The sequence below is a fragment of the Streptomyces sp. ME19-01-6 genome, from assembly GCF_033793745.1.
Lineage (GTDB): Bacteria > Actinomycetota > Actinomycetes > Streptomycetales > Streptomycetaceae > Streptomyces.
Genome location: NZ_JARAXF010000005.1, coordinates 352,150 through 370,315 on the forward strand (window position 1 = coordinate 352,150; position 18,166 = coordinate 370,315).

12 protein-coding genes are annotated in these 18,166 nt (G+C 68.8%); 2 read left to right on the forward strand and 10 right to left on the reverse strand.

Translation table 11 applies throughout. The features are described 5' to 3' along the window. Positions 1-34 precede the first annotated feature (34 nt). The 7 genes from trxA to PV419_RS15045 form a co-directional block, all read right to left on the reverse strand. Positions 35-364 (reverse strand): thioredoxin, encoded by a 330-nt coding sequence (trxA, locus tag PV419_RS15015; RefSeq protein ID WP_014177959.1) that lies wholly within the window; start codon positions 362-364, stop codon positions 35-37. Positions 365-407: 43 nt separating this feature from the next. After that, positions 408-1,361: a thioredoxin-disulfide reductase gene (gene trxB, locus PV419_RS15020; protein WP_319688797.1), complete on the reverse strand. Its 954-nt coding sequence runs from the start codon at positions 1,359-1,361 to the stop codon at positions 408-410. 159 nt (positions 1,362-1,520) lie between these two features. After that, a complete protein-coding gene (locus PV419_RS15025; protein WP_319688799.1) occupies positions 1,521-2,501 on the reverse strand; it encodes a hypothetical protein in 981 nt (326 codons plus the stop codon). Beyond that, the gene (gene sigM, locus PV419_RS15030) at positions 2,498-3,187 is read right to left on the reverse strand and encodes an RNA polymerase sigma factor SigM (RefSeq protein ID WP_319688801.1); all 690 of its coding nucleotides are present in this window, start codon (positions 3,185-3,187) and stop codon (positions 2,498-2,500) included. Before sigM ends, PV419_RS15025 begins: the two co-directional genes overlap by 4 nt. A gap of 28 nt (positions 3,188-3,215) precedes the next feature. After that, positions 3,216-4,952: a protein kinase family protein gene (locus tag PV419_RS15035; RefSeq protein ID WP_319688803.1), complete on the reverse strand. Its 1,737-nt coding sequence runs from the start codon at positions 4,950-4,952 to the stop codon at positions 3,216-3,218. Between the two features lie 110 nt (positions 4,953-5,062). Then, positions 5,063-7,480 carry a murein biosynthesis integral membrane protein MurJ gene (gene murJ, locus PV419_RS15040; protein ID WP_319688805.1) on the reverse strand — a complete coding sequence of 806 codons (2,418 nt, stop codon included), beginning with the start codon at positions 7,478-7,480 and terminating at the stop codon, positions 5,063-5,065. A 48-nt stretch (positions 7,481-7,528) separates the two neighbouring features. Then, positions 7,529-9,904, reverse strand: coding sequence for a DUF6049 family protein (locus tag PV419_RS15045; RefSeq protein ID WP_319688807.1), 2,376 nt, complete (start codon positions 9,902-9,904; stop codon positions 7,529-7,531). A 180-nt stretch (positions 9,905-10,084) separates the two neighbouring features. Here PV419_RS15045 and PV419_RS15050 point away from each other — a divergent pair, with 180 nt between their 5' ends. After that, a complete protein-coding gene (locus tag PV419_RS15050) occupies positions 10,085-11,575 on the forward strand; it encodes a CCA tRNA nucleotidyltransferase (RefSeq protein WP_319688809.1) in 1,491 nt (496 codons plus the stop codon). 4 nt (positions 11,576-11,579) lie between these two features. Here the strand turns inward: PV419_RS15050 and PV419_RS15055 are convergent, their stop codons facing one another. From PV419_RS15055 to PV419_RS15065, 3 genes are all read right to left on the reverse strand, one after another. Next, positions 11,580-12,911, reverse strand: a complete 1,332-nt coding sequence (locus PV419_RS15055) for an MFS transporter (protein WP_319688811.1) — start codon at positions 12,909-12,911, stop codon at positions 11,580-11,582. Between the two features lie 134 nt (positions 12,912-13,045). Beyond that, positions 13,046-14,128 (reverse strand): inositol-3-phosphate synthase, encoded by a 1,083-nt coding sequence (locus PV419_RS15060; RefSeq protein ID WP_319688813.1) that lies wholly within the window; start codon positions 14,126-14,128, stop codon positions 13,046-13,048. A 50-nt stretch (positions 14,129-14,178) separates the two neighbouring features. Continuing rightward, positions 14,179-14,907 (reverse strand): PadR family transcriptional regulator, encoded by a 729-nt coding sequence (locus PV419_RS15065; RefSeq protein WP_319688815.1) that lies wholly within the window; start codon positions 14,905-14,907, stop codon positions 14,179-14,181. Positions 14,908-15,264: 357 nt separating this feature from the next. Between PV419_RS15065 and PV419_RS15070 the strand changes: the two genes are divergently transcribed. After that, entirely contained in the window at positions 15,265-17,961 is a 2,697-nt protein-coding gene (locus tag PV419_RS15070) for a transglycosylase domain-containing protein (RefSeq protein ID WP_319688817.1), read from the forward strand. The last annotated feature ends 205 nt before the right edge of the window (positions 17,962-18,166 follow it).

The following is an 18,166-nucleotide window of genomic DNA, read 5'->3' on the forward strand; positions in this document are numbered from 1 at the left end:
CAGCCCCTTCGTGGTGGAGCGACGGCTGACAGGGTCAGCCGATGAAGTCGGCCAGGTCGCGCTCGATGGCAGCCTTCGGCTTGGCGCCGACGATGGTCTTGGCCACCTCGCCGCCCTGGTAGACGTTCAGCGTCGGGATCGACATCACGCCGTACTTCGCGGCGGTCGTGGGGTTCTCGTCGATGTTGAGCTTAGCGATGATGATCTTGTCGCCGTGCTCAGCCGCGATGGCCTCCAGGGACGGAGCGATCTGGCGGCACGGACCGCACCACGCGGCCCAGAAGTCGACGAGCACGGGCTTGTCGCTCTTGAGGACGGTCTCCTCGAAGTCGGCGTCTGTGACGGTCACCGTGGCACCGGCCATGGTTCATCTCCTTTATCGGTTTGGTGCAGGGGGGTAGGCGGGGTCAGGCGGTGGCGTTCGCGCTGTCGGCGAGAGCGGCGAGGTACCGCTCGGCGTCCAGGGCGGAAGAGCAGCCCGTACCGGCCGCGGTGATCGCCTGACGGTAAGTGTGGTCCACGACATCACCTGCGGCGAAGACACCGGGCAGGTTCGTCCGGGTCGAGGGCGACGCGACCTTCAGGTAGCCCTCGTCGTCCAGGTCGAGCTGACCCTTGAAGAGCTCGGTGCGCGGGTCGTGACCGATGGCGATGAACAGTCCGGTGACTGGCAGCTCGGAGGTCTCCCCGGTCTTGACGTCCCGCAGGGTCAGCCCGGAGAGCTTGTTGTCCCCGTGGATCTCGGTGACCTCGCTGTCCCAGATGAAGGAGATCTTCGGGTCGGCGAAGGCGCGCTCCTGCATCGCCTTGCTGGCACGCAGCGTGTCACGGCGGTGGACCACGGTGACCGACTTGGCGAAGCGGGAGAGGAAGGTCGCCTCCTCCATCGCGGTGTCACCACCGCCGATGACGGCGATGTCCTGGTCCTTGAAGAAGAACCCGTCGCAGGTGGCACACCAGGAGACGCCACGGCCGGAGAGCTCGTCCTCGTGGGGCAGGCCCAGCTTGCGGTGCTGCGAGCCGGTGCTGACGATGACCGCCTTGGCCCGGTGGACCGTACCGGAGGAGTCGGTGACGGTCTTGATGTCCTCGCTGAGGTCGACCGAGGCAACGTCGTCCGGGATCAGCTCGGCGCCGAAGCGCTCCGCCTGCGCCCGCATGTTGTCCATCAGGTCGGGGCCCATGATCCCGTCACGGAAGCCGGGGAAGTTCTCCACGTCGGTGGTGTTCATCAGGGCACCACCGGCGGTCACGGAGCCTTCGAAGACCAGCGGCTTCAAGGAAGCCCGGGCGGTGTAGAGCGCGGCCGTATAGCCCGCGGGCCCGGAACCGATGATGATCACGTTGCGGACGTCGCTCACGGATGTCTTCCTTGTCTCTGCCGAGTGCCGACTGCTGACTGAGGGCGACGACGTCCGGAGTTCCCCGGAAAACCGCTGCCATCCCACCCAACGGATCCTACGGGGCCCGCATTCCCGGGTGGCGTCAGGCGGTCCGCCGTGTGCCGTGTGCCGTCCGCCTCAGTCTCGCGGATAGGTACGGGCCACAAGGCGAGTGCCGGCGGTCGACGGTGACTGCGCGGCGCACGCCGAGTCGATCACGAAGACGTCGACAAGCTTGCTGTCGGCACGGTGCGGCAGCACCACAAGATAGACGTCCTTGCCGGCGTAGGTGTCCTCCTGCGCGGCAAGCGGGACCTCCGAGCGGCCGGTGCCGGCCTGTACACAGTTGGGCACCGGTGGGTCCTCGGCGCGCAGCGGCATGTCCGGGGTGTCCTGCGCGTGCACCTCACCGGAGGCGGTGGACGGCTTCTTGCCGGCCAGGAGGGCATGCACCCGTGCCTTGAGAGTCGCTGCGGAGAGCGCTTCCGTATCGGACGAGGGCTGCTTCTTCGCTGTCTGTGTGCCGGTCGAGTCGTTGCCGTGGGTGGAGCCCGACTGGACGAGGAAGGAGCCGAGGCCGATCACGGCAGCCGCGCAGGCGGTGCCGAGGACGGTCCTGGGCCAGCGCCGGACCTGCCGGCGCCGGGTGTCGGGCCGGGACTTCCCGCGGCCCGGTCCGGTGGCGGCTCGCGGGCGCCTCGTCGGCCGCTCGGCAGCGCCGGACGAGATCGGCGCCGCTTCGCCGATCGTCTTCCGGGGGCGGGCCAACTCCGATGTTTCACGTGAAACGCCCGCAGATGATTCGGCCGAGGCGTGGAGAGTCGACGTTTCACGTGAAACATCGACGCAGTGATCCGGGATGGTGGCGTCAAGGAGGGCTTCGGCGGCGAGCGCCGCGTCGATGCGCCCCGCGATATCGGCGGGCATCTGCACCGGACCGGGGAGGGTCCCCAGCAGCGACCGGATCTCGTCCAGGGAGGCTCGCACCTCGGCGCACAGCTCACAGGCGGCGAGGTGGCCGCGCACATGGGTGGTGCGGTCCGGGGGGAGCAGCCCCTCGGTGAGTGCGGAAATCTCCGTGACCTCCGGATGCTCATCCGTGTCGGTCGACGATGTCACGCTCGGCCACCTCCGCCCTTCACGGCATCTGCGTCGTTCGGTCCTGCCGCCGGTGGGACGGATGTCCCCTGCGTCCGGTTCCTTGCCCCGCTCGGCGAGTCGCTACCCCTCCCGTTCGGATGGAGATGGGTCAGCATGGGCAGCAGGCGTGCGCGTCCCCGGGCGCAGCGGCTCTTGACCGTGCCGGTGGGGATCTCCAGGATTTTCGCGGCTTCGGCCACGGGATAGCCCTGCATATCGACGAGTACGAGGGCTGCCCGCTGCTCGGGGGGCAGGGTGCGGAGCGCGCGGAGCAGCTCGCGGTGGAGATCTTCGCGCTCCGCGGGAGCGGCGGCCGATTCGTGGGGTTCGAGGAGCTGCTCGAGCCGCTCGGTCTCGGCGAGCGGGGAGGTACGGCGGGAGGCGGCCTTGCGGGCCCGGTCCAGGCAGGCGTTCACGGTGATGCGGTGGAGCCAGGTCGTGACGGCCGACTGGCCCCGGAAGGTGTGAGCGGCTCGGTAGGCGGACACGAGCGCGTCCTGGACCGCGTCGGCGGCCTCCTCACGGTCGCCGAGCGTGCGCAGCGCCACCGCCCAGAGTCTGTCGCGGTGGCGTCGCACGAGTTCACCGAAGGCGTCCGGGTCGCCGGCGACATGGAGCTTGAGCAGCTCGCTGTCGCTCGTGTCGCCGAATCTGGCGTTGTCCACCCTGGAGCCCCCTCCCCGCCCGGCCGGCTCAGCCGGTGAACTTCACGTCCGTGATCGCTTGCTTGTAGTGGTTTTCGTAGTTCGGCTCCGGGGCGGAGTAGGGAAGCGCCGTGAACCAGACAAGGACGTAGCGGGCCTTCACCTTGCTCTTGTTCTTCAGCTCGGCGGACTTGCTCGTGGTCTTGACCGAGTCAATCTTTTTGAACGAAGCGACGGGGTCGGACGGCGAGACGGAGGGGGAGAGGGAACCCGTGGCGTACAGCGAGACCTCCGTGTACGAGCCTCCGTAGTGCAGCCCGATGGAGGCGCCGCTCAGCCTCTGCTCGGAGCCGAGGTCGTAGATGATCCCCACGCCCTTCTTGAAGCTCGGGGCGAATGGCGGACCCTCGACATAGCTTTTGGTGCGCCAGATCGTCGAGGCGTCCCCGTCGTGGGTGAGATCGGCCGCAGCGGGTTTCTGTGGCTCACCGTCGGGGGCGAACTCCTGGGCGTTGACGATCTTGATTGGCTTGCTGACCGGCTTCGTGGGCTTGTCGTCATTCCCCTTCGGCTGTGACCTACTGGGCGGGGACTTCTTCTCCTCCTTGAGGAGGGTGTCCGCGAGCTGCCAGCTGCCGAGGCCGAGGGCCGCGATCAGCAGGGCTGAGACGGTCCACTTGAGGGCCTTGCCGGTGCGGCTCTGCAGCGGGGGCGGGGGTGGCACGGGGGCGGGCGGGCCGGCGACGAGGGACTGGCGGCCGCGGTGGGGCGGCTGACCGTACGCGCCCTGTTGGTATGTGGTGCGCTGGAAGGCCTCGGGCGCCGTGAAGACGGGCTCCGGCGGGCGGATCCGCGGCATGGCGGCGACGGCCTTGGAGAGCTCCTCAGGAGTGGTGCAGGGCTGGTCCTGCCGGGAGGCGGTGGCGCCGTCATTGACGAGCGCGCGCATCGCCAGCTCGGACAGGCCGCGGTGGACCCCCGCCCGGACCTGGTCGGGCGCGATCAGGCCGACGCCCTTGGGCAGCCCGGACAGGCCGTAGGCGTCCCTCTCGTACGGCCAGCGCTGGGTCAAGGCCGCGTACAGCAGCGCGCCGATGGCTTCGGTGTCGGTGCGCTGCGGCTGGTCGGAGCTGATGCCGCGCAGGGCGGCCATGACGGCGAGGCCGCGGATGCGGTACTGGCCCGATTCGGTGCGCAGCACGGAGCCGGGGTTGAGCCGCAGATGTGCGAGGCCTTCGCGATGGGCGGCGGCCATGGCCTGGGATACCTGGCTGACGAGCTGGTAGGCGTCATGCGGCTCGAGCGGCCCGGAGGCGAGGACGGTGGTGAGTTCGGTGGCGTCGGGGAGCCACTCGTGGACCACGTAGACGAGGTCGTTCTCCTCGACGGCGTCGAGGACTTGGACGAAGCGGGGGTCGCCGAGCAGCGCCGCCGAACGGGCGGCGGCCAGCACCGGGCGGGCCCGCGGGTGATCGGCCGGAAGCACATGGACTCCGACGGCGCGGCGGAGTTTCTCGTCCACGGCACGCCAGCTGCTGAATCCGTCCAGACGGGTGACGCATTCCTCCAGGCGGTAGCGTCTGGCGAGCTTGTGGCCGCTGTGCAGCTCGGGGGCGCTCGTGTCGGCCGCGGCGCCCTTTGTGTCGGTGCCCGCGGCCTTCGCTTCCGTATTGGCTTTCGTTTCGGTTCCCACCCCGTCGGACGTGGCCTTGCCCGCCTCGGCGGTCAGCGACTCATCTCCGCTGTTGTCGGCCACGTCGACGGCAGCCGTGCTCCGTTCCGCCACCGTCGTTCCTGCCTCCCCATCCATTGCGCCTACTCCGAGCCAAGACAATTGTGCCCACAGTCCGCCGCTATGCACGACACACGGTGGCAGACGATGGTTGTGCTGAACGATCAGCGACCAAGTCGTCCGCGGACCATACCGACCATGGCGGTCAGCTCCTCGATGCGCATCCGTTTCGCCGCAATGTAGAAGACCGCGACAAGAACGAGACCGCCACCGGCCAGAGCCGCTAGAGAGCCGGTCAGGCCGGCGCCCAGGGCCCCGGTGATGACGTAGGCGGCCGCTCCGCCGATGAGGGCGGCGGGGATGCCGGCTCCCACCAGACGGGTGTAGGTGCGGACGACGTGCCGCCCGTCCAGATCGCCGCCCAGCTGCTTGCGGAGGCGCTTCCAGGCCACGCCTACGCCGACTGCGTAGGCCAGGCCGTAGGAGGCGGCCATGCCGGCCACGGCCCAGCGGGCAGGGAGGATGAGGTAGCAGAGTCCGGAGGCGGCGGCGTTGACGGCGGCGACGATCACCGTGTTGTAGAAGGGGGTGCGGGTGTCCTCGTAGGCGTAGAAGCCGCGCAGGACGACGTACTGCACCGAGAACGGGATGAGTCCGAGGCCGAACGCCATGAGGATGTAGCCCATGGAGCGGGCCTGATCGGTGCCGGAGGAGCCGAACAGCAGGGTGCACATGGGGATGCCGAGCGCGACGAACCCAAGGGCGAGCGGGACGATGGCGACGGCGGAGGTGCGCAGGCCCTGCGAGATGTCGTCGCGGACCGCGCCGGTGTCCCCGTCGTGGGCCGCGCGGGAGATCCGGGGCAGCAGGGCGGCCATGACGGAGACGGTGATGATCGCCTGTGGCATGCCCCAGATGAGCTGGGCGCTCTGGTAGCCGATGAGGCCCGTGCCAAGGAAGTGTTGGCTTTCGGCCTTCGCTCCGGCCGCGGTGGCGAGCCGGGTGACCACGACGTTGCCGGCCTGGTTGGCGAGCACGAACAGGATGGTCCACTTGGCGAGCTTGGCTGCCTTGCCGAGGCCGTGGCCGCGCCAGTCGAAGCGGGGCCGGAAGCGGAAGCCGGCTGCCCGAAGATAGGGGAACATCGCCAGCGCCTGGACGGTGAGGCCGAGAAGGGTGCCGACCCCCAGCAGCCGGACCCCTTCGGGGGTGATGGTGGTGACGCCCATCTCGGGGGAGCTGAAGGTGCCGAACACCCAGATGAACAGGCCGAAGCTGGCGATGACGACGATGTTGTTGAGGACCGGGGTCCACATCATGGCGCCGAAGCTGCCCCGGGCGTTGAGGATCTGGCCCACCACGACGTGCACGCCCATGAAGAAGATGGTGGGCAGGCAGTAGCGGGCGAAGGCGACCGCCACCTCGTTGGCGTTGGGGTTGCCCGCGATGGACGGCGAGAGCGTGCGGATCAGCGTGGGAGCCGCGAACACGGACACCGCGACGAGGGCCGCGAGGACGACCATCACCAGGGTCAGCAGGCGGTTGGCATAGGCGTCGCCGCCGTCCTCGTCCTCCTTCATGGAGCGGACGAGCTGCGGGACGAAGACGGAGTTGAGGCCGCCGCCCACGGTGAGGAAGTAGATCATCGCGGGCAGCTGGTAGGCGACGGCGTAGGTGTCGCCGAGGAAGCCCGCGCCGATGGCGGCGACGATCACCAGCTGGCGGACGAAACCGGTCAGCCGGGAGACCAGCGTTCCGGCCGCCATCACCGCGCTGGACTTCAGCAGGTTTGCCGCACGGCCGCCCCCCGAGCGCTTCTTCTCGGGCTCGGCGGTCTCCGGATCGGCCACGGCCGCGGCCGCCCCCGCGGGGGCGGCCGGCTGGGCGGGAACGGGGCTGGGTGGTTCGGACACCGGCGCCTGCCCCTGCGGGTGCCCCGCGGGCGGATACCCGGCCGGGGGCTGCTGGGGGCGCTGGGGCTCGTAGGGCTGCTGGTCGCGGAAGAGGTGGGCGAAGGCGTCGGGCTGCTGCTGTTCCCCGGCGTCGTAGCCGGCCTGCGGACCGGTGCCCAGAAACTGCGTGGCCTCGACATCGCCGCCGTACGGCTGGTGGGCGGGGCCCTCGGGGGCGGCGGCCTCGGCCGACCAAAGGCGCGGATCGTGCCCCTGTGGGGAAACGGGCGGCTCCTGGTAGGGCTGCTGGTAGCCGCCGGCCTGAGGCGCGTGGTAGGCGCTCTGACCCTGGCCCTGGTCGTACAGAGGATCGGTCAGCGGATCCGTCAGTGGGTCGGTCAGCGGGTCGTGGGCGTAGGAGCCCTGCCGTGCCGCGTAGGGGTCCTGCGCCGCGTAGGGGTAGGGCGTGAACGAACCGGTGACGTACGGATCCTGCATATAGGGATCCTGTACGTACGGCAGCTGGCTGTATGAGATGTCGCGCGGGTCCCCCAGATACGGATCCTGTTGGTGCGGCTCCGGTCCGTAAGGGTTCTGGTGGGCGTACGGGCCGCTCTGGGGCGGCGGTACCCGGCCGGCCGGGTCATCGCCCGCGCCATGGCCGCGATCACCGTCATACGGCGCGTTCATCGCTACCCCACCTCATCGTCCGCTGCGGCCGGGCGGCCGCGCCATTGCTCAATGCTCCACTTTCTCACCTGAGCCGGATGGGCCAGCGCTTTGCGATCCGGTGTCCGGTGCCGGGTCACTCGCCTGCCCGGGCACCCGGGCGCGCGGACGCTCGCCCTCGCCGGGCTCGGTCCGCTCGTCCCCCGCCGCTTCGCCGTCCTGCTTCTCGCCGTTCCCCGCAGCGTCTTCATCACTCCCGGCGGCGGCCCGCTTGCGCTGGAGGTAGATCCGGATCCCGGCGAGAACGAGCAGCAGCACACCGCCCGCGATCACCAGAATGACCGTGGACGTGATTTCGGTGACATTCACCTTGAATGTCATCTTGGGGCCGTAGGTCTGGTTGTCCGCGGTGTACAGCTGGGCCGTCACCCAGGCGCGTCCGTTCGCGTTGGCCGTGGTGCCGAACTTCACCGACTGGCTGTGCCCACCCTGCACCGTGACCACCTGAGGGTCGCTGACCGCCAGGCGGTTGCCCTGCTGGGACCTGAGGACCAGCCGCAGCTCGACGGGTTGCAGAAGGTTGTTCTGGACGGTCACCGGAATCGTGGCGCTGCGCCCGGACAGGGTCATGTTCGTCTTCTTGATGAGGCGCACCTTCTCGGTGAGGCCCTGGAGGTACGCCTGGACGGAGTCGCGGAAGCCGGTCGCGCCCCGCGGGTCGGTCCGCCACGAGGTGGAGATCTCCCGCGTGATCGCGGTGCCGAACGGGGTGACCACGCGGTCCTTGGCGGTGAGGATCGTCTCGAACTTGTCGAGGGTGGCCTGGGTCTGCTGAATCTTCAGGAATCCGCCGGTGGGCAGTTCCTGGCGGCGCAGCGCGGCCGGGTACGAGCGGGCGGCGGGCACCCGCTGGGTGGCCCCCGGGTCGGGCTGGGCCTTGGCGGCCTGCCCCAGGCTGAGCGGCTGCGTCCAGCGCCCGGACAGGCCGCCCAGGGCCGCCGCCATGGCCTGCGCCTGGCTGGCGGTGGGCATCCGCTGGGGGGCCACGACGACACTGCGCTGTTTGTCCGGCGCCTGCAGGGTGAGCATCTGGGTCTGGGCGAGGAACCGCTGGACGGCCAGCGTGGCGTTCTCCGCCCGCGTCATGTCGCCCATGAAGGCGGTGGACAGCCGCGCGTCCGCGACCACCGCCGTATTGCCTCCGCCGATCTGGCGGGCCGCGGTGGGGGTGTACTGCAGGCCGCGGGTCTCGCGCAGGCTGTCGCTGCGGGCGATGATGTTGTGGGCGCCGGCGGAGGTGGCGACGTCCACGATCGAGGAGTCGATGGCGCCGTTCACCGGCCAGGCGAAGTCGGTGCGCGGCTTCACGTGCAGAACGGTGTCCACGGTCGTCGAGGCGAGCGTGGTGGCTGTCTGGAGGTGGCTGAGGGCGCCCATGTTCTTGCCGCGGTGCGCGAGCGAGGCGAGATCGGGGTCGGCGAAGGGCAGGGCCACCACCTGGTGCCCCTCGACAGCCTGCTCCAGTTCGTTGAGCCACTGCTTGGCCACGGCCTGTCCCCGGCCGTCCGTCGTCTCGTCCTCCGTCTGGCTCTGGACCTCGTACGGCTTGGTCATCGCGTCGACCGTGGCGAGCAGGTCCGGGTCGATCACCCAGGTGACGGGCAGGTTCTTGCCCAGGGACACGAGCTGCTGCAGCCGTCCGCCGGGGGCGAGCTCCGCCATGAGGTCGTCGTTCTGGAAGATCGGCGTCTGCTGCTCATCGGCACCGGTCCGGGCGGTCAGGTGGGTGGAGGAGATGAGCGGCCACAGAAAGGTGAGGTTGCTCTTCTTGGGGGCGGCGGTCTGCTGCCAGGGCAGGAACGTCCGCTCGATGCCCTTGACCTGCGGCCAGGGCTGGCTCCGCGTCTGGCCGGTGAGGGTGACACCGAGTTGATAAACGCCGTTCTCGCCGAGGGACAGCTCCTTCACCGGTATGGAGAGGGTGAAATCACGGCTGATGCCGACGGGGAGCTTGCCGATCTTCTGCTCGTACTTGTCGGCGACCTCGATGCCGTCGAGGCCGGCCTCATAGTCCTTCCGCTTGGCGGCCGTGTCGATCGCGTTGCGACCGTCCATGGTCGGGCCGACCCGGAGGCCGACGTAGGAGGTGTTGATCGTCGAGTTGCCGTGGTTGGTGACGGTGCCGCTGACGGTGAGCGTGTCGCTCTTCGATGGCGTGGTGGGGGTGAGCGAGTCGATGGAGACATCGACGGTGCGCGAGCCGCTGGCCTTGGCCTGGGCCGGGGCGGTCCGAGCCGGGACGGTCTGGGCGTGGGCACCGGGAGCCGCCGGGATCTGCAGCACACCCGCGAGCACGGGCGCCGCGGTGAGTAGTGCCGCCGTGCGCCGCAGCCATCGACGGGCGCGAGCGGAAGTTGTCCCCTGGAGCTCTGCCGGCTCGGCCACGCGCTCGCCCGTCCCTCGTCGTCAGTCGTCGTCAGTCGTCACCGTAAAATGCGTCCCCGGAATGGTAACGATGCCCGCTGTGACGAAGTGCTGTGGAGGGCTCCACAAGATCGTCACCGGTTCGATGCGTCCGATCGATGAGGAGGCTCCGGGGCGTGCGGCCACGTACCCTGTTCTGTTGTGCCGAACGCCAACACTGACAGCCACTACCCGCAGTCGAGCAATGAGCTCAGCCAGGTGCAGCGCCGCGCCGTGGGCGAGCTCCTGCGGGTGTCTCCCGTAGCCGACGACCTCGCCCGCCGCTTCGAGGCGGCCGGGTTCGGACTTGCCCTGGTCGGCGGATCGGTACGGGACGCGCTGCTGGGCCGTCTCGGCAACGATCTGGACTTCACCACGGACGCGCGTCCGGAGGACGTGCTGAAGATCGTCCGTCCGTGGGCCGACGCGGTCTGGGAGGTCGGCATCGCCTTCGGCACGGTCGGCTGCCGCAAGGAGGGCGGGAACGGAAACGGGTCGAGTCAGAGCTTCCAGATTGAAATCACGACTTATCGATCAGAAGCGTACGACCGTACGTCGAGGAAGCCCGAGGTCTCGTACGGCGACTCCATCGACGAAGACCTGGTCCGTCGGGACTTCACGGTCAACGCGATGGCCGTCGCGCTCCCGCGGAAGGAATTCATCGACCCGCACAGCGGCCTGGAAGACCTCGCCGCGAGGGCGCTGCGCACACCCGGCACCCCTGAGGAGTCCTTCTCCGATGACCCGCTGCGGATGATGCGCGCCGCGCGCTTCGCGGCCCAGCTCGACTTCGATGTGGCGCCCGAGGTGATCGCCGCGATGAAGGCGATGGCCGGGCGGATCGAGATCGTCTCGGCGGAGCGGGTGCGTGACGAGCTGAACAAGCTGATCCTGGCCGCCCACCCCGTCAAGGGACTGCGACTCCTCGTCGACACCGGGCTCGCCGACTACGTCCTCCCGGAGCTTCCGGCGCTGCGCCTGGAGCGTGATGAGCACCACCGTCACAAGGATGTGTACGAGCACACGCTGACCGTGCTGGAGCAGGCCATCGCCCTGGAGAAGGACGGGCCCGATCTGGTGCTGCGGCTGGCGGCTCTCCTGCATGACATCGGGAAGCCCAGGACGCGCCGCTTCGAGAAGGACGGCCGGGTCTCCTTCCATCACCATGAGGTGGTGGGCGCCAAGATGACCAAGTCGCGGATGACCAAGCTCAAGTACTCCAACGATCTGGTGAAGGACGTCTCCCACCTGGTCGAGCTGCATCTGCGCTTCCACGGCTATGGCACCGGCGAGTGGACGGACTCGGCGGTACGACGCTATGTACGGGACGCGGGGCCGCTGCTGGAGCGGTTGCACAAGCTGACCCGCTCGGACTGCACCACGCGTAATAAGCGGAAGGCCAGCGCTCTGTCGCGCGCGTACGACGGGCTGGAGGAGCGCATCGCGCTGCTGCAGAAGCAGGAGCAGCTGGATGCCATCCGGCCGGACCTGGACGGAAACGAGATCATGAAGATTCTCGGGATCGGGCCGGGCCCCCAGGTCGGCAAGGCGTACAAGCACCTGTTGGAGCTGCGGCTGGAACACGGCCCCATGGATCGGGACGCCGCCGTCACGGCGCTGCAGGACTGGTGGGCGGCTCGACCTCAGGGGTGACGCATCAGGTTTCACGTGAAACATCGGGCCGCGCGGCCTCGCGCTCGTCATGTTTCACGTGAAACATGACGACGACTGCGGTCGCCGCGTAAAGCACGGCCACCAGGGCCACCAGGACGGCCGAGCGTCCGTCGGGAGGCAGCGCCAGTGCGGCGATCGCCGCTCCCCCGACGAAGGCCGCGTTGAAGAGCACGTCGTACAGGGAGAAGATCCGGCCGCGGAAGTCGTCGGCGATCGAGGACTGCACCACGGTGTCGGTGGCGATCTTGGCGCCCTGGGTGATGAGGCCGAGGACGAAGGCGGCGGCCAGCATCGGAGCCGGCTCGAAGGGGAGCCCCAGCCCCGGCACCAGCACGGCCGCGGCCGCCGCGCACACCACCATCCAGCGCAGTCGGCCGTCCGAGCGGGAGGCGGGACTCAGCCGGGCCACCGCCCCGGGCGTGACCACCGCCGCCGCGAAGAAACCCGCGCCCGAGACGGCCACGGCGAGTCCCAGGAGTGCGAGGCCCTCCGACTCGGTCCGGGCCCATGCGTACCGGCAGAGCATCAACACCATCACCGTCAGCGCGCCGTAGCAAAAACGCATCGCTGTCATCCCGGCCAGGGCCACCGTGGGATCCCGGCGCTCCAAGAGGTGGCGCACACCGGCGACCAGGCCGCGCACGGTGCTCACCAGAGCCGCGCGCAGGCGCGGCTGGAGCGCCGATGGGTCGGGCCCCAGTAGTCCGGGCGCCATCCTCAGCGCCGCGATCGCGGCGCTGAGATAGAGCGCTGCGCCCATCAGGACCACAACGGCGTCCGACGACGGGCCGTCCGGGACCGCGATACTCACCACGAGGGCCAGGGCGCCACCGATGGTCGCCGCGAGCGTTCCCGCGGTCGGGGACAGGGAGTTGGCCATGACCAAGCGCTCCTGGCTGTCGACGACTCGCGGCAGCGAGGCGGAGAGCCCGGCCAGCACGAAACGGTTGACGCCCGTGACCGACAAGGCGGAGACGTAGAAGAGCCAGTCGGGAACCTGCGCGAGAACCAGAACGGCCGTTCCGGCGGCCAGCCCGGAGCGCAGGGCGTTGCCATGGAGAAGGACCTGGCGGCGGCGCCACCGGTCCAGCAGGACGCCGGCGAAGGGGCCCAGCAGGGAATAGGGGAGGAGGAGGACCGCCATGGCGGAGGCGATCGCCGCGGCCGAGGTCTCCTTCTCGGGAGAGAAGACCACATGCGCGGCCAGTGCGACCTGGTAGACGCCGTCGGCCGTTTGTGACAGCAGGCGAACGGCCAGAAGACGCCGGAAGTCGCGCAGTTGGAGCAGTACGCGGAGATCACGCACAACGGGCATGACGCCAGCCTCACACACCGCACGGGCCTCCGGGTGGATTACCCGGAGGCCCGCTATGTCTCGCTGACGCGCAGCGCTACGTCTTGCCGGCGCGCAGCGCTATGTCTCGCTTAACGCGCAGCGCTATGTCTCGCTTAACGCTCGACGTCACCCTTGATGAACTTCTCGACGTTCTCCCGCGCCTGGTCGTCGAAGTACTGCACCGGCGGCGACTTCATGAAGTACGAGGAGGCCGAGAGGATCGGGCCGCCGATGCCGCGGTCCTTGGCGATCTTCGCGGCACGCACCGCGTCGATGATGACGCCCGCGGAGTTCGGGGAGTCCCACACCTCGAGCTTGTACTCCAGGTTCAGCGGAACGTCGCCGAAGGCGCGGCCCTCCAGCCGGACATAGGCCCACTTGCGGTCGTCCAGCCAGGCCACGAAGTCGGACGGGCCGATGTGGACGTTGTCCGCGCCCAGCTCGCGGTCCGTGATCTGGGAGGTGACGGCCTGTGTCTTGGAAATCTTCTTGGACTCCAGGCGCTCACGCTCCAGCATGTTCTTGAAGTCCATGTTGCCGCCGACGTTCAGCTGCATGGTGCGCTCCAGGACCACGCCGCGGTCCTCGAACAGCTTGGTCAGCACCCGGTGCGTGATCGTGGCACCGACCTGTGACTTGATGTCGTCCCCGACGATCGGCACGCCCGCCTCGGTGAACTTGTCCGCCCACTCCTTGGTGCCGGCGATGAAGACCGGAAGCGCGTTGACGAAGGCGACCTTGGCGTCGATGGCGCACTGGGCGTAGAACTTCGCGGCGTCCTCGGACCCCACCGGGAGGTAGCAGACCAGGACGTCGACCTGCTTGTCCTTGAGGATCTGGACGATGTCGACGGGGGTGTCCTCGGACTCGTCGATCGTCTGGCGGTAGTACTTGCCCAGGCCGTCGAGGGTGTGGCCGCGCTGGACGGTGACGCCGGTCGAGGGCACGTCGCAGATCTTGATGGTGTTGTTCTCGCTGGCGCCGATGGCGTCGGCGAGGTCGAGGCCGACCTTCTTCGCGTCCACGTCGAACGCGGCCACGAACTCCACGTCACGCACGTGGTAGTCGCCGAACTGCACGTGCATCAAACCCGGCACGCGGGTGTCCGGGTCGGCGTCCTTGTAGTACTCGACGCCCTGCACCAGCGAGGCGGCGCAGTTGCCCACGCCGACGATGGCTACACGAACCGAACCCATTCCGGTTGCTCCCTGTGTGTACTCGACGAAGCCCTGCGGGATGCGGGGCCTCACTTGGCGGTGTCATCGGACGGATCCGGCCGGGAACCACCCCGGTACCGGGGCAGGCCGCCCGTATCTTCTGACTGGTCCTGCTCTCCTGACGGGTCCAGCTCGGGTGACCGGCCCGGTTCCTGTTCCTGGGACCGGTCCTGGCCCGCGGGGCCGCCGCGCTGGTCGCGCCCGGCCCGCTCGCTCTCAATCAGCTCGTTCAGCCAGCGGACTTCACGCTCCACCGACTCCATGCCATGCCGCTGCAGCTCGAGCGTGTAGTCGTCGAGCCGCTCACGGGTACGGGCAAGGGAAGCGCGCATCTTCTCCAGGCGCTCCTCGAGGCGGCTGCGCCGCCCCTCCAGGACCCGCATCCGCACATCCCGCGACGTCTGCCCGAAGAAGGCGAAGCGGACGCCGAAGTGCTCGTCCTCCCACGCGTCCGGGCCGGTGTGGGCGAGCAACTCCTCGAAGTGCTCCTTCCCCTCCGCCGTCAACCTGTAGACGATTTTCGCGCGGCGGCCGGCGAGCGTCGCCGCGAGAGCTTCCTCGGGCGCGCTGCCGGGCTCCTCGATCAGCCAGCCGTTGGCGACCAGCGTCTTGAGGCAGGGATAGAGGCTGCCGTAGCTGAACGCACGGAACACCCCAAGTGAGGTGTTGAGTCGTTTCCGCAGCTCATACCCGTGCATCGGGGACTCACGGAGCAGGCCGAGGACGGCGAACTCAAGGATGCCCGAGCGTCTGCCCATTCCCGCCTCTCCTGTCTCCCTGGGTCCTTTATGCCGAGCTGATGTATCGGCTCGATACATCCAGACGATAGAACCGCGATCCTGGTGGAACAAGGGGAACCATGGTGAACGGCGTCACATCACCAATTCGTGCGACGCGAACTGCCTGTTATGGAGTGAAGATCACGCCTCGGCTGGTTTTGACCGTGCGTACTCTGTTCGCCATGCACAGCACCGGGAACCAAGGGACGCCCGCGGGCGTCTTCGTCCTGGATGCAGTGCGCCCGGTTGCCGGTGGCGGCCGGAGCGCACATCGGGGGGACCGGAAGCCACCTGCCGCTTTCAGGCGATAGCGCCTGCCCGAGGAGTAGTCGTTCCATGAGCGAGCACCGTCGCAAGCCGCCGCAGCCACAGGGCGGCGGACGAGCAGCGGCCCGGCGCGCCGCGCAGCAGTCTTCAGGCCGCCGCGCGGCCCAACCGCACAGCGCCACCGGGTCGGAATCCGCCCCGCATGGGGAGGAGCGTCCTTATGGCGGCCGGGCCGAAGCCCGGCGCGCCGCACAGCGCGGCGGCAGCCGCAGACGAGGAGCCGATCCCGATGCCGGGGGCGCGGGCCACGGCGGTGGCCGGCGTGCCGCCGACGGTGGCCGGGGCGGCCGAGGGCGCGGAGGCGGCGATGGACGCCCCGTCAAAAAGCGCTTCATCGATTACCCGCGCGCGGGCAAGGACGGTTTCCGGCACTGGGTCCCGTCCTGGAAGCTGGTGACCGGGACCTTCCTCTTCTTCTTCGCCATGCTCGTCGGCGCCGTCGGCATCGGGCTGTGGCTGGTGGAGGTGCCCACCGCGCAGGCCGCGTCCAAGGTCGAGAAGAACGTCTACTACTGGGCGGACGGCAAACAGATGGTGGTCTCGGGCGGTGGTGACTTCAACCGCCAGATCGTGCCGCTGAGCGAGATCGACGAGTCCCTGCAGAACGCGGTGATCTCCGCGGAGAACGCCAGCTTCTACGACGACGCCGGCGTCGACCCGATGGGTATCGCGCGAGCTGTGGTCAACATGGCCAAGGGTGGGGAGACACAGAGTGGCTCCACTATCACCCAGCAGTTCGTGAAGAACACCTACCTGGATCAGTCGCAGACGCTCACGCGCAAGGCCAGGGAGCTGTTCATCTCCATAAAGGTCGGCGCGACCATGGACAAGGACGACATCCTCGCCGGCTATCTGAACACCGCGTACTACGGACGCGGCGCCTATGGCTGCCAGGCGGCGGCCCGTGCGTACTACGACAAGGACTGCAAGGACCTGGATCCGAGCCAGAGCGCTTTCCTTGCCGCGACTCTCAACGGCCCCAACCTCTACGACCCGGCCGGCGGCTACGGCGCCAACGCGAGCAAGGACGCGAACACCAAGCGGGCCCAGGCGCGCTGGGAGTGGATCCTCAAGCGCGAGGTCGAGGTGGGGAGGATGAATAAGGCCGATAGCCAGGAGCTGATCGACAAGGGGTTCCCGATGCCCCGGGAGCCGAAGATCGCGACGAACAAGGAAGGCCAGATCGGTTATCTCACCGACCTCGCCGACAACTACATCGTCGCGCACACCCATATCACCAAGACGAAGCTGGACCAGGGTGGCTACCAGATCCACACCACCTTCGACCGCAAGAAGATGAACCAGCTCGAGACGGCCGTCAAGAAGGTGTCCAAGGAGAACATCAACCCGAAGCTGCGGCCTGAGTATGACAAGTACGTGCAGTTCGGCGGGGCCTCGGTGGAACCCAAGACGGGCAAGATCGTCGCCATCTACGGCGGCAAGAACGCCCTGGAGCACTTCAGGAACAACGCCGACGAAACCGGCGTCCAGGTGGGGTCCACCTTCAAACCCTTCGTGCTGGCCGCAGCCATGAAGGACGGCGTCCGCGACAAGAGCGGTCCGCGCGACCAGCCCGACTCGATGCGTACCCCGGTCTCCCCCAAGAGCGTCTACGACGGCGACAACAAGCTGAAGCTGCGGGACTACAACGGGACGATCTGGCACGACAAGGACGGCAAGGAGTGGCACCAGAGAAACGACGGTGACGAGGACCGGGGCAAGATCACCCTGCGCACCGCGATGCAGTGGTCGGTGAACACCCCCTACATCCAGCTCGGCATGGACGTCGGCACCGACAAGGTGCGGGACGCGGCGATCGCCGCGGGTCTCAGCCAGGATCAGATGGCCTCGATCACCCCGACGTTCTCCCTGGGCACCTCGGCCCCCAGCGCCATCCGGCTCGCCGGTGCGTACGCGACCTTCGCGGCCAGCGGCAAGCAGGCCGATCCGTACTCGGTCGAGTCGGTCGAGGACAAGAAGGGGGAGGTCTACAACCACAAGGACGACTACAAGCTCACGACGGCGTTCGACGCGAACGTGGCCGACAATGTCACCGACGTTCTTGAGAACGTCGTCGAGCACGGCACCGGCACGTCGGCGCAGATTGGCCGTCCCGCCGCGGGCAAGACCGGCACCACCGACGAGAACAAGTCGGCCTGGTTCTCCGGCTACACCCCGCAGTTGTCTACCGCGATCGGCATGTGGCGGGTGAACGACAAGGCCAAGAAGCAGGAGTTCCTCTCCATGCGCGGCGTGGGCACCGGCCGACCGAATGAGTCGATCCACGGCGCCTCGTACCCGGCCGAGATCTGGGCCGACTACATGCGCGAGGCGATGAAGGACAAGAAGGTCGTGAACTTCCCGGAGCCCGAGCCGATCGGCAAGAAGATCTTCGGCGACGGAGCGAGCCCGACCGCGCCGCCCTCCACAACGGCTCCCCCGAAGACCCCGTCCAAGACGCCTACCCCGACCCCGTCCGGGACCCCGTCCACGGAGACCCCGTCCACCAGCCCGTCCCCGACGGATACCTGCGACCCGCTGGACTTCGAGTGCAACAACAACGGCGGCGGTAACGGCAACGGAGGCAACGGCAACGGCGGCAACGGCGGTAACGACAGCGGAGGCGACACGGGCGGCAGTACCACTACGCCGACCACGGAGCCCCCGGGTGGCGACAACGGCGGCTGGTTCGGCGGAGGCGGCTGACGCAGGCGGCACAGCCCCCCCCGGGGGGCGACCCTCGCCCCTCACCACCGGCGGCCGCGCCGGAGCGTCACCCGCTCCGGGGCGGCCGCCGCCGTTGTTCTCCGGGCTCCGGGCCCGCACGGGCCGTCTCACGGGTCTCCCGGCCCTCCCCCGGCATTCCTGGCCCTTTTCGCTGTCCGGGGCCCTGGGGCGGGCCTCACGGCCC

Bases quoted from the DNA above. Each gene is read 5' to 3' on its own strand.
- PV419_RS15070 (WP_319688817.1), top strand. From the start codon at position 15,265: ATGAGCGAGCACCGTCGCAAGCCGCCGCAGCCACAGGGCGGCGGACGA.
- PV419_RS15065 (WP_319688815.1), bottom strand. From the start codon at position 14,907: ATGGGCAGACGCTCGGGCATCCTTGAGTTCGCCGTCCTCGGCCTGCTC.
- trxA (WP_014177959.1), bottom strand. From the start codon at position 364: ATGGCCGGTGCCACGGTGACCGTCACAGACGCCGACTTCGAGGAGACC.
- PV419_RS15060 (WP_319688813.1), bottom strand. From the start codon at position 14,128: ATGGGTTCGGTTCGTGTAGCCATCGTCGGCGTGGGCAACTGCGCCGCC.
- PV419_RS15055 (WP_319688811.1), bottom strand. From the start codon at position 12,911: ATGCCCGTTGTGCGTGATCTCCGCGTACTGCTCCAACTGCGCGACTTC.
- murJ (WP_319688805.1), bottom strand. From the start codon at position 7,480: ATGAACGCGCCGTATGACGGTGATCGCGGCCATGGCGCGGGCGATGAC.